5 protein-coding genes are annotated in these 11,844 nt (G+C 61.1%); all 5 read right to left on the reverse strand.

Annotated features, from left to right (window positions below):
- Nucleotides 1-29: 29 nt before the first annotated feature.
- Genes addA through ATU_RS00135 form a run of 5 tightly spaced genes read right to left on the reverse strand, consistent with a single transcriptional unit; the run spans nt 30 to nt 11,664 of the window.
- Nucleotides 30-3,587: a double-strand break repair helicase AddA gene (addA, locus tag ATU_RS00115; protein ID WP_010970609.1), complete on the reverse strand. Its 3,558-nt coding sequence runs from the start codon at nt 3,585-3,587 to the stop codon at nt 30-32.
- The gene (addB, locus tag ATU_RS00120; RefSeq protein ID WP_010970610.1) at nt 3,577-6,762 is read right to left on the reverse strand and encodes a double-strand break repair protein AddB; all 3,186 of its coding nucleotides are present in this window, start codon (nt 6,760-6,762) and stop codon (nt 3,577-3,579) included. The genes addA and addB overlap by 11 nt, the downstream gene beginning before the upstream one ends.
- Nucleotides 6,759-7,496, reverse strand: a complete 738-nt coding sequence (locus ATU_RS00125; protein WP_006311099.1) for a nucleotidyltransferase family protein — start codon at nt 7,494-7,496, stop codon at nt 6,759-6,761. The genes addB and ATU_RS00125 overlap by 4 nt, the downstream gene beginning before the upstream one ends.
- 14 nt (nt 7,497-7,510) lie before the next feature.
- Entirely contained in the window at nt 7,511-9,022 is a 1,512-nt protein-coding gene (locus ATU_RS00130; RefSeq protein WP_010970611.1) for a bifunctional tRNA (adenosine(37)-N6)-threonylcarbamoyltransferase complex ATPase subunit type 1 TsaE/phosphotransferase, read from the reverse strand.
- Nucleotides 9,019-11,664, reverse strand: coding sequence for a sensor histidine kinase (locus ATU_RS00135; protein WP_010970612.1), 2,646 nt, complete (start codon nt 11,662-11,664; stop codon nt 9,019-9,021). The genes ATU_RS00130 and ATU_RS00135 overlap by 4 nt, the downstream gene beginning before the upstream one ends.
- Nucleotides 11,665-11,844 lie beyond the last annotated feature (180 nt).

The following is an 11,844-nucleotide window of genomic DNA, read 5'->3' on the forward strand; positions in this document are numbered from 1 at the left end:
GCGCGTCGAAATTTCAATGCCCCGGTATCTCACTTTGTCTTTATTGCGGCAAGGGCCTCTGCCATGGCATCGTCGTCAACCCGCACAAAAGCGGCACTTTCCGTATAAATCAGCGCACAGACAAATTCCTTGCCGGGGTAAAGCGGCGCCAGAATTTCGCGATAAATGGCAAGCTGCGCGACGTGCGAGAAGGGAAGCTCGCGTGCTTCGCGCGGCGGCACGCGGTTTGTCTTGTAATCGACCAGAATGACCCGATCACGCTCCACCGCCAGCCGGTCGATGCGGCCGGAGACGGCATAGTGCTGCCGGCCGAGGGTCATCGTGCCCATAATCGACACTTCCGCACGGCTGTTGGCGGAAAAGGCTGGCTGAACCGCTGGTTCGGAGAGGACCCGCAAAACCGCCTGGATCAAACGCTCCCGATCAGTGGCGGGCCAGAAACGCGCTGCGCGCTCGGCATAACGCCGGGCTGCCTCTTCCCGCTCGCTTTCCGCAAAATCCGGCAGGGCCTGCAGCATTCGATGCACCAGCTTGCCCCTTTGCAGGGCAAGGCTGGAGGCCTCGGTTTTTTCTCCGAACAGCGGTGAACGCACGGCCAGATCGTCCGCACCGTCATCAATGATGGTTCCCGCGCCCGATGGGCTGAGCGGCCTTGGCAGGGAGGGCAGCGCGGGCAGGGGGGCAAGAAGGCCGGGCGGAAGCGTGTGGTCTTCTTCCTGCTGGGGTTCTGCGGGCTTGTGCGGTGCAAGTGCCGGGCGTGCTTCGGACTTACGCCAGACAAGCCCCTGCCATTCCTCGCCATCGGCGCTGAACGCCTGCGGCTGGCAATGATCCTGATTTTCCGCAAGCGCCGCCTTGACGATAGCGTGCCAGCATTCGGGATTTTCCTTCTGGCCGCGATAACCGCAGACGACAAGATGATCGGCGGCGCGGGTCATCGCCACATAAAGCAGCCGACGATATTCATCTTCCGCGGCCGTTTTCAGGCGTTCCTCATCCGAGCGAATGAGATGATTGGAAAAACCGCTGCCGGGCAGCCAGACCGGAAAGGCATCGCCATCCCCCTCCACGAAGCGCAGTTTCGGCACATGGCTGTGGTTGAAGGCCTTCGAGCCGCCATCCACGACAAAGACCACCGGTGCTTCAAGCCCCTTGGACGCATGCACGGTCATGATGCGCACTTCGCCGCGATCCTTGTCCTGCTCGCGCTTCACTTCAGGTGAATCGGTCTCCAGAACCGAGAGAAAAGCCTGAAGACCGGGCAGGCCGGTTCTTTCGTGATCCAGCGCGAAGGAGAGGAACTCGTCGAGAACGTCGCTCGCCTCGTTGCCAAGACGGCCAAGAAATTTTTTGCGGCCGTCATGCAGGGTCAGAACCGCCGCGAAAAAATCATGCACCGTGGCGGTTTTCGACAGTGAAATGAAATGCCGAAGCTTGTCGGTGACGATGGATAGACGGCTGGTTTCTTCGCCCGAAAGGACTTGCAGCCTCTGCCACACACTCTCCGCCTCGGATCGCGTCGCGGCGATCTCGAAGACATCGTCTTCCGTCAGGTTGAAAAGCGGGCTCTTCAGCAGGGCCGCCAGCGAAAGATCATCCTCCGGCAGCACCACGAACCGGCCGAGCGCCAGAAGATCCTGCACGGCGATGTGATCGGTCAGGCGGAGGCGGTCGGCACCGGCAACGGGAATGTTCTTGCGCCGCTTCAACTCGCGGGTCAGCGCGTTGACGAAGGCAGCGCGTTTTCTGACAAGCACGAGAATATCGCCGGGTTCGACGGCACGCTCCACGCCCTTTTCGATGATGGTTTGGTTTCCGATCATATCGGCAATGCGCGCGGCGATACGCCGGGCGACGATGGTGGCCGGCGCGCTTTCCCGCAGCGCGTCGAAGGGGGCGGTCCAGTCCTCTTCATCTTCGGTGGTTTCCGGTGCCACCATATCCCACACTTCCACGGTGCCGGGATGGCCGGCGCGGTTGGAGCGGTGTTCGACGGGCTCATTGTCGGCGCTGAGGCCGCTCGCGTTTTTCGGGTCTGAAAAGACCTGGTCGACGGCAGCCAGCACATCTTCGGTGGAGCGGAAGGAGAGCGGCAGGCGGATGCGGTGGAAGGCCTGCTCCACCTGATCGACACGCCTTTTGGTCTCATCGCGCTCCTGCGAGAACCGTTCCGGTCGCGCGCCCTGAAAGGAATAGATCGACTGTTTTTCGTCACCCACGGCAAAGAGTGTGCGCCGCCCCATGCGGGCGCTTTCACCGTTGAAGAAATCCGCCGCCAGCGACTGGATGATTGACCATTGCACCGGGCTGGTATCCTGCGCCTCGTCGACCAGAATATGGTCGATGCCCTGATCCAGCTTGTAATGCACCCATGCACCTGCCGTATCGCGATTGAGCAGATTGGCGGCACGCTCGATCAGATCTTCAAAATCGAGCTGGCTTCGCTGCTTTTTCAGGTCTTCGAAATCGCCGATCAACCGTTCGGCCAGCACAAGGGCACTTTTAGTTGCCACCAGCATGCGCACCAGACGATAGCGATTGCGGCAGGCCACGACATGGTCGCGGGCCAGCGTCAGCGCATCAACGAGATCAGGCGCGGATTTCTGCATGCCCTTGTTGATGACATAGGCGTCCGATTTTTTCTCGCCCTTGGCCGTCAGCAGCGCGGCTTCGATGAGTTCCATCCGCCGCACCGGGTCCGGCTGCCGTTTTGCTTCCCGGAGCGCATAAGCGACCTCGATGACACGTGATCCGCCCACCTCATCGGCAAGCGTAAGGTAGGTGTCGAGCACAAGGCCGGAAAGACCGGGCAGGGGCCAGAAGGCTTCAGCCGCCGTTTCCTCGGTCTCCCCGGCAGCAATTTGCATCTCCTGCCGCAAACGGACATCGAGGCCGCCCGACTGTTTTGCCTCGTGCAGGAACGAGCGAAGCGCGCTGCGATTGGCGATGATGGCGGAAAGCAGCGCTTCCAGGCCGCTTTCATCGGCAAGATCGAGCACATAGGCGAGCGCCTGCACCAATTCCGCGTCGTCCTCAGTCGAAACCGCCGTCAGAAGCGAACGGCGCGCCTCGGCCAGAAGCGTGGTGGCGGCGCGATCATCGAGAACCGAGAAATGGCCGGCGACATTGGCCTCCAGCGGGAATTGGTGCAGCAGGGCTTCGCAAAAAGCGTGGATGGTCTGGATTTTCAGCCCGCCCGGTGTTTCCAGCGCCTTGGCGAACAGCCGCCGCGCTTCGGCGAGCTTGATACGATCGGGCACCTTGCCTTCGATGGTGGTGATGCGGTCCTTGAGATCGGAATCCGGCAACGTTGCCCATTCTGCCAGCCTGTCGAACACGCGGCTCGACATTTCAGATGCTGCGGCCTTGGTATAGGTGAGGCAGAGGATCGCCGAGGGGCGGCATCCGGCCAAAAGCAGGCGGATGACGCGCTGGGTCAAAACATGGGTCTTGCCGGAGCCGGCATTGGCCGACACCCAGGCCGAGCTTGCGGGATCGGAGGCAAGCCGCTGCCGGGCACTGGTCCAGTCGATCCAGCTTTCAGGTGTATCGGCGGCAGGTCCGGCGTCGAAGGGATCAATCGTCATCGCCGTCTCCCGGTTCCGCCGTCGACCATTCTGAAACGCGGGCGAGGTGGTCATATTCCCCGCCATAGGATTGCTGCTCTTCCGGCACCAGCCGGGAGGCGAAACCGTTTTCACCGTCGCGCAGCGAGCGCACGAATTTGGCAAGCTGGTCGATCGATTCCGTTGCCAGTTCGATAGCGGATTTCGGCGGTCTCTTGCCGCTTCGGTTGGAATGTTCGTTATTCACCTGATCGGCAAAAAATCGGTCTCCCGGCCGCAGGCGTACATAGATGAGGTTTTCGGGCGTGGGCGAACCTGTTTCGCGGAAGGCACCGCGCATCAGTGCCGCCGCTTCCAGCGCCAGCTGCGGGTCGAGCAGCGCCCGCGCCTGATTGACGGAAGGCGCAAGACCGGTCTTGTAGTCGATAATATCCGCCTGGCCGCTGGTCTTGATGTCGATACGGTCGGCGACGCCGGTCAGCCGGATGCCCGCCTCTGCGATCTCCTGCCCGGCCCGTGCTTCGAAGAAGCTGCGGCGGATGGAGGGGTGCCGTTCTTTCTCCCAATCGATGAAGGCGCGGGCCACCGCCGCAAAACGCGGACGCCAGATGACATCCACATGCACAGGCAGGTTTTCCGCGTCGAAACAGTCGTCGAGAATGCGTTGCATCGCCTCAAGCGAGGCCGGTGTGCCGGGAATATGCCCCTCACGGGAATAGCGCTCAATAATCCCGTGATAAAGCGTGCCGCGATCGGCGGCGTTCGGGTCGCGGTTGAACGGATCGAGCGGATCGAGCTTCAGGATGCGCCGCGCATAGATCGCATAGGGATCCCGCCGCAGCCGCCCTACTTCGCTGAAGGAGTAGCTCTTCGGCTGCAGATCAGCCGGCGGTTTGGGGGCAGGGCGCTTTGCCGTCTCCTGATCGATGCTCTCGTCCATCAGACCTGCCCAATGGCGATAGGTCTCGCCGCGCTTCCTCAGTTGTTCGGCGAAATTCTCGCCACCCAGAGCCAGGAGCCTTTGCAGCCAGCGGGAGGCGACGGCGGGGGTGGAGCCCTGCCTCAGCGCCCGGGTGTAAAAGATCTGCCGGGTGCCGTTCGCCATCTCGAAGTCATGCGCGAGCTGGCCGATGCGCCGTTCCGGCGGCTCCAGCCCGATGGCGGTCTTCATGCTGCGGGACAGGAACGGATTATTGGCCGTCTGGCCCGGCCAGAGCCCTTCATTGAGACCACCGATGACGACGGTGTCGACGCTTTGCAGCCGTGCCTCCAGCGCGCCGAAGATGAAAATGCGCGGATGGCGCATGGAACGCGGCTTGATCGATTCGCCTGCCACCAGCGCTGCAAAAATATCGATCCATTGCGGCCCGTCCGCGTCGAGGATGTCGCCGCTCTCCATCAGTTCCGCAAAGAGACTTGAGAGTTTGTCTCCCGCCTCGCCAGACCACAATGCGGCCAGATCATTGCTGTCGTCGGCACAGATGGCCTCGATCACTCGGCCTGTCCGCCCAGCCCAATCGGAAAGCGGCAATTTATCGGTGAAGGCGCGCCCGGAGCGGTCACGACGGATGAACGCGGAGCCGAGTGGCTCCGTAGCGATGGCGATCCGCCGGGCCAGATCGCGGGCCGCATCAACACTTCCCTCCGGCAGCGCCACCCGCCAGGCGGGCGGGTGCCTGTTGTCACGCTGGGCCAGAAGCTGCGCGTCCAGAACCACTTCGAGATTGCCTATTTCGGTTTCGACGCGGCCACCGCGCAGAGCGATCAGTTCCAGCGCTTTCGAGGCCTTGGTAAAAGCGTCACCGGAAAGCCCGAAGCGGGCGAGGGGATGCTTCAGGAGCGAAATGATTGGCACCGGGTCTCCGGGCCTGAGAATGGCTTCCAGCGCCAGTTGTGTCAGCCCTGCCTGCGGCGTGGCGGAAAGCGGCGTCCCGGCCGAATCGTCTGCCTCGATGCCAAAACGTTGCAACTCCGTCGCGACCCGCCGCGCCAGTCCGCGGTCGGGCGTTATCAGTGCCGCCTGAGACGGCCGCCCAGGACCCGGGGCCTCCAGCGCCAGCCGGAGCGCCACCGCGATGGCGGTCGCCTCTTCACGCTGATTGGCGGCCTCGATCAATGTGGCCGCTGCGAAGGCTTCATCGAAAAATCCGGGATCCCGGCCTTCGCGCCAGCCGTTCCAGTCGCTTGTGGACTTGGCGGGTGCGAGTGCTGCCGAAAATACGGCCGCGCGCTTTTCGAGATCACGGTCGAGGGCGCCGATCTGAACCACCTCGTCGCGGGACATGCCGAGCTTCTGCAGCAGCATATAAAGCCCATATTGCGGATGGGTGCGGCTCGAAGGATCGGTGGGGTCCTCGATAATCGCCTGCCACTGTTCTTCGGGCATCGCAAGATCGAGCCCCGGAAGCACAACGGTTCCCTGCGGCAGAGCGGCGACGGCGGCGATGAGATCGGCGGCGGCCGGAATGGAGCCCGTGGAGCCAGCCACGATGATCGGCCCCGTATCCGGCAGGTTGGCAAGCCGGTCCGCCTCTGCCCGCAGGATGGCGTTGCGATGCCGGCCCGCGGAGGAACGGTTGAGTTCTGCAAGCCGCGCTGGCCAGAAGACGCTGGCGATCTTCAGGAAATCCGCCGTCAGCTGCCACCATTGCGCATGTTCGCCGGTATCGAGATGCTGCAGCGCTTCCCAGTCCTTTTCTTCGGTATCCATCGCATCGATCACCTCGCCGAGCGCACGCGCCAGCCAGATGGCATCCGCGGGGCTGGCAGGGGCGACGAGCGGTGAATCCGAATGGATCGCCCGGATGGCGTCGGGCAGGCTGTTGCGCCAGGCGAGGATGAGGCGCGCCAGTTCGATCTGCCGGCCGGTGCCGGAAATCGGTGGCGCCAGATCCATGATCTCGGGATTTTCGATATCGAAGAAACCGCTATCGTCATCCGTTTCACCCAGAGGCCGGATCAGCGGCAGAATGGCGGATCGGCCGCCCAGAAGATCGACGAATTCGGAGCGCAGCACGCGCGCAGAGCGCCGCGTCGGCACATAGATCGTCACGCTCGCAAGCGAAAGAGGATCGGTCGGATCATATCTATAGCCGGCTGTCAGCCGCCCGTCACACAGCGTTTCCGCGAGCGTTTTGAGAAACGGTGTTCCCGCAGCGATCGTCAGGACGCGCTTTGCGTGGTGGGTGAGCGTCATGCGAAACGTTTTTCTCTGAATTGCCGGATGATGCTTTCCGCATCGTCAATCGCGTCAGGCGTTCCCACGGTGATCCAGTGGCCATCCAGCGACAGGCCGAAAAGCCGGTCTTTTTCAATGGCGCGGTCGAAATAGATGTTAAGGTTGAAAGCGTCCGCCGGCGCATCGTCAAGCAGCCGCGAATCCATGGCGATGGCGCCGGCATAAACCACCGGGTTAGCGTCACCATCGCGATAGCGCGTCAGCTTTCCCTCGCCGGCAAGGTTGAAATCCCTCTTGCCGTTGTGGCCGGTGGTGCGATCCATGTCGACGCAAAGCAGCGCCATGTCCATACGCGCCGGGTCAAGGAATTGAGCTAGCTTGCGCAGGTTGCTGACGGCGTTCAGCCGCTCACCAATCCAGAAAAGATCCGCGTTCATGACGAAGACCGGGCCGGGTTTCAGAAGCTTCAGGCCTTTTGCGAGCCCACCGCCGGAATTCATCAGCTGCGTGCGTTCATCCGAGATCAGAATTTCCGCATCGGTGCGATGTCCAAGGTGGGAGATCATCTGTTCGGCATGGTGATGCACATTGACGACGATGGTTTCAGCCCCGGCTTCGACAAGGGCGTCGAGCGCGTAATCGATCATCGGCTTGCCGGCGATCTTCACAAGCGGCTTCGGGATCGTATCCGTGATCGGGCGCATGCGCGTGCCAAGCCCGGCGGCCAGCACCATCGCGTTTTTGATCGTCATCGTGGTCAACCGTGTTAGTCGTTAAAGTCCATGCCCATACGGACACACCATTCCCGGAGTGGCGCGAGTTCGGGATGCGAAAGCGCGTCAGCGAGATAACGGAACGTCCGCGGCATATGTTTCATATAACCGGGTTTCTTGTCCCGTTCCAACAGCCTCACCCAGATACCAGCAAGCTTGCAGTTGCGCTGCGCCGACATGATGGCGAAAGCCTTGAGGAATGCGGCCTCATCGAAAGCGGGCGTCGCTTTTCTGCTGTTGAGATAATGCGACATGAGGCGTGTTTGTAGTTCGGGGGGGATGGTGACCCGCGCATCCTGCACGATGGAAGCGAGATCATAGGCGGTGGGGCCAATCATCGCATCCTGAAAATCGATTAGGCCAACTTGGCCGATGCCGCTATTCTGCGCCTGCCAGAGAATATTCGGCGAATGGAAGTCACGCAGCAGAAGTCCCGTTTCGCAGCCGGCGAGCGCATCGATCAGGCCGTCCCAAATGGCGTAATAATCCTGCTTCTCGCCATCGGTGAGCGCTTTGCCGCGCTTGTGGGGCAGATACCATTCCACCAGCAGCGATACTTCGATCTTCATCGCCTGCCGGTCGAAGGAAGGAATGTCGTAGGTGCTGCCATCACGCATCGGCAGCAACGCCGGGCGCGGTGTCTGGTGAAGGGTGGCGAGACAGGCGACACTTTGAAGATAACGTTCTTCTATCGGTGTGCCATCTGCAGCAAGTACACCCTCCCGTCCGAGATCCTCCAGAAGAAGAATGCCCTGATCGATATCCGCGGCCAGAATCTCCGGCGCACGGAAACCGCTGTTTCGCAGATAATCGCCGATCGCCACGAAGGAGCGCGCATCCTGGGCAAGATGGACGATTTCCGCGTAAGTTTTGCCGTCCGCAACGATCGCTCCCCTCATGGGGCGCCGCCAATCCATCAAAATAAGGTCGGGGCCATCGGTCGAGATCGTTTCATAGGCGCGTGTCGAGGCATCACCACTCAGGAAACGGCGAGTCGCATCGCCTCTGCCGTTTTTCGCCAGGAATTCACGAATGGCGAAAACACGGTCGAGCCGCGCTTTCTGTTGTGCCGGCGCCTCTATCACGGCCACGCGACCTTCACCCGAATGTGTTAGCTGCAGGGTGATCGTCTGGGCCGGAGGCAAAACCTCAGCGGCGATGTCGGGCCACTCGATCAGGCAGATACCGTCCTCCAGCATCTCGTCAATGCCGAGTTCATCTAGCTCGGAAACATCCGAAAGCCGGTAGAGATCGAGATGGGCGACGGGGATGCGGGTCGTATAGGTCTGGATGATGGTGAAGGTGGGGCTTGGAACCTCAAGATCGGGCTCATCCGCCATCGCCCGGATGAAGGCGCGGGCGAGCGTTGATTTGCCAGCGCCGAGATCGCCGATCAGCGTCAGGCAATCGCCGGGTTTCAGGGCCAGGGCAAGGTCTTCACCGAGCCTTATGGTGTCCTTTTCTCCCGCCAGCGAAATGGTGATCGGCAAAATGTCTTCGCTCATTCTGCGGCGATGGAGTGCGGCAGTGTGGCGGAGGGAATGCGGCAGGTGACGATGGTGCCGTTGCCGGGCCGGCTGTCGATGCTGACGGTGCCATGATGCAGGCTGACGAAGCTTTCCACGATGGAAAGACCGAGCCCCGCACCGGTCCGCCGCCCGCCATTGCCACGCGTCGCAAAGCGGTCGAACACGCTCTTCAGCATGTCTTCGGGAATGCCCGGACCCTTATCTGCAACGGAGAATACGAAGTCGCCTTCGCTGCGCTGGCAGGAGAGCTGCACGGAGGAACCTTCGGGTGCGAAGTTGATCGCATTGGTGAGGAGCTTGATGAGAATCTGCTTCAGCCGCTGGTGGTCGGCCACGAGACTGCCGAGATGGGCAGGCGCGACGATCTCGAGCGAAATACCGCTTTCCTGCAGCCGGTCGGCGATCTGCACCGAAACATCGTCGAGCAGCTCGTTCAGATCATTATCCGAATAATTGAGCTGCATGATGCCGGCATCGACGGTCGCGAGATCGAGAATATCGTTGACGATGGTCAGAAGAACCGAGGACGAGGTGGAAATATGGTCGAGATATTCCGCCTGCCGTTCCGTCAATTGGCCGATGCCCGGCGTTTTCAGGAGATCGGTGAAGCCGATGATATTGGTCAGTGGCGAGCGAAGCTCGTAGGAAACATGCTGCACGAAATCGTTCTTCAGTTCATCGGCCTTCAGAAGCGCGTCGTTCTTTTCCTTGAGCGCCCGCTCGGCGCGCACGCTGTCCGTCATATTGACAAAGGTCAGCATGGTCTGAGCGTCTGGCAGCGGAATGATCGCATAATCGAGCACGAGACCGGAAAGCAGTTCCAGCGTGCCCTGCCGGGAAGGCCGTTCGTCATCGAAGCTGGTGATGAACTGGCTGAAGGCGCGCCAGCCATCCGGCCCGTCATAGGATTGAGCGCAGGCGGTTTCGATGGCGCGAATATGCGTGCCTGTTTCCGCCTCATCGGCCGTCACGCCCCAAAGAGCCCGGAATGCCGGGTTGGAGAGGCGAATGCGCCCGTCTGCGCCGAACACGGCGACACCTTCGGCCAGATGGTCGATGGTTTCGCCCTGCACCTTCACCAGGGTGTTATAGCGCATCTGCAGGTCGACCTGCTCGGTCAGGTTCTCGAAAACCCAGGTCGCGCCACCTTGCGGATGGGCCGTGGCGATCACCCGCAGGGTCTGGCCGTTGGGCAGGTGCCAGAGATCCGTCTTGGTATCGAGCGACCGGTAGACGGAAAGCGCCGTTTCCTTCCAGTTCTTCCAGTTCAGCTGCTCGGGCAATTTGCCGGCGCTACGCAACCTGTCGAGAAGCTCGGAATTGTCAGGGCCGGATTCGAGGAGAACCAGATCGAAGCCCCACAGGCTGGCAAAAGCCTGATTGTAGAATTGCAGCCGCTGCCGGCCGTCAAAAATGGCAACGGGCGTCGCCAGATGATCGAGCGTTTCGGCGTGGCTTTTCAGAACTCGCTTGAGTTCTTCGCGGATGGTTTCCGCTTCGGTGGCATCGATGGCGATACCGGCTGATCCGCCCGCCGTCTTGATGTCGACAACGTCGAAGAAGCTGCGGTTACCGGAAACGACTGTCGAGATGCGGTCGTGATAGGGCGATTCCGGCGTCGCGGCCGCGCGTATCTTCTGTCGGGTAACCGTGTTCAGAAGTTCGCGCTTTTCCTGAACGGCCTGCTCGGCATTTCGCGCATCCACCGCATGGGCATAAGCGTGGTTGACCCAGGTGAGTTCACCCTCGCCATTACGCCGCCAGACGGGCTGTTCGATGGAATCGAGAAGTTCCTGAAATGTCGATACGGAGGCAAGCAGACGCTCGCGTTCCACCTGCAATTCGGCGAGTTCGGCGCGGAGATTGTTGAGCGCGATGAAGCGCGCAAATGCGTTGCCGCCGGATACACGTCCCTGAACTTCAATCACTTCGCCGCGCTGCGTCTCGATGGTCAGATCGAAGCTCTGGGCGTGGCTGCGCAGTTTCTCGATGGATTTTTCAAGCTGGCCCGCGGATGCCGGTTTCAGCCAGCGGCCGAATGCCAGAAAATCCTGGTCCGCCTGCGGCACACCGGTCTCGGCCGGCAGCTGTCCCAGAAATTCCGGGCGTTTATCCACGCCATCCCAGATGACGATGCGGCGGCTCTTATCGGAGATCAGCGCCTCGTATTTCGCGATCTTGTGGTGGGATTGCGCGAGTGCCTGACGGTATTCGCTGCTTTCCGCCTCGATATTGCCGCGCTGGCGCACCAGCCAGACGACGGAAAACAGCGTTGCCGAAAGCATACCGACGAAAAGCGAATAGGTGATGGTTTCTCCAGACGAGAACAGCCGTGCGCTGGTCTTTGCCACAAGGCCGTCCTGGGCCATCGCAACGGTGCTCGAGCCGGTGAGAACCGTACCCGAAAGCAGGATACGCGCCCGCGAAAAGCCGGTCCGGATCGCGCGGATTGCCAGCCGGCAACGTGCCAAAGCATTTCCAGAAAAAGTGGGCGCCGGTTTTCCATCCGGAAAGACGCAGAAACGCTCCAACGCCCGCGTGCTTGATGCCACGCTTGCGTGCGTGTTTTCAACGCGTTGAACTGTCTGCTCGCGCAGATCCGAATTGTGAACCGTCATCCCCGGTCTGTCTCCGTCCTATGTGCCGCATCTTCGACAAGACATCCCATTTCGTCCACGCCGCCCTTTGGTGTGTCCGAATCAAGTCCGATGACAATACCGTCTTCATAAATCTGCGGGAAGGGAGCGCGCAAAAAAGATGCCGCGCGCTTTGTCAAGCGCACGGCATCTAGATATTGT

The sequence above is a fragment of the Agrobacterium fabrum str. C58 genome (assembly GCF_000092025.1).
Lineage (GTDB): Bacteria > Pseudomonadota > Alphaproteobacteria > Rhizobiales > Rhizobiaceae > Agrobacterium > Agrobacterium fabrum.

Coding starts and splice junctions, on each gene's coding strand:
- addA (WP_010970609.1), bottom strand. CDS start 3,587: ATGACGATTGATCCCTTCGACGCCGGACCTGCCGCCGATACACCTGAA.
- addB (WP_010970610.1), bottom strand. CDS start 6,762: ATGACGCTCACCCACCACGCAAAGCGCGTCCTGACGATCGCTGCGGGA.
- ATU_RS00125 (WP_006311099.1), bottom strand. CDS start 7,496: ATGACGATCAAAAACGCGATGGTGCTGGCCGCCGGGCTTGGCACGCGC.
- ATU_RS00130 (WP_010970611.1), bottom strand. CDS start 9,022: ATGAGCGAAGACATTTTGCCGATCACCATTTCGCTGGCGGGAGAAAAG.
- ATU_RS00135 (WP_010970612.1), bottom strand. CDS start 11,664: ATGACGGTTCACAATTCGGATCTGCGCGAGCAGACAGTTCAACGCGTT.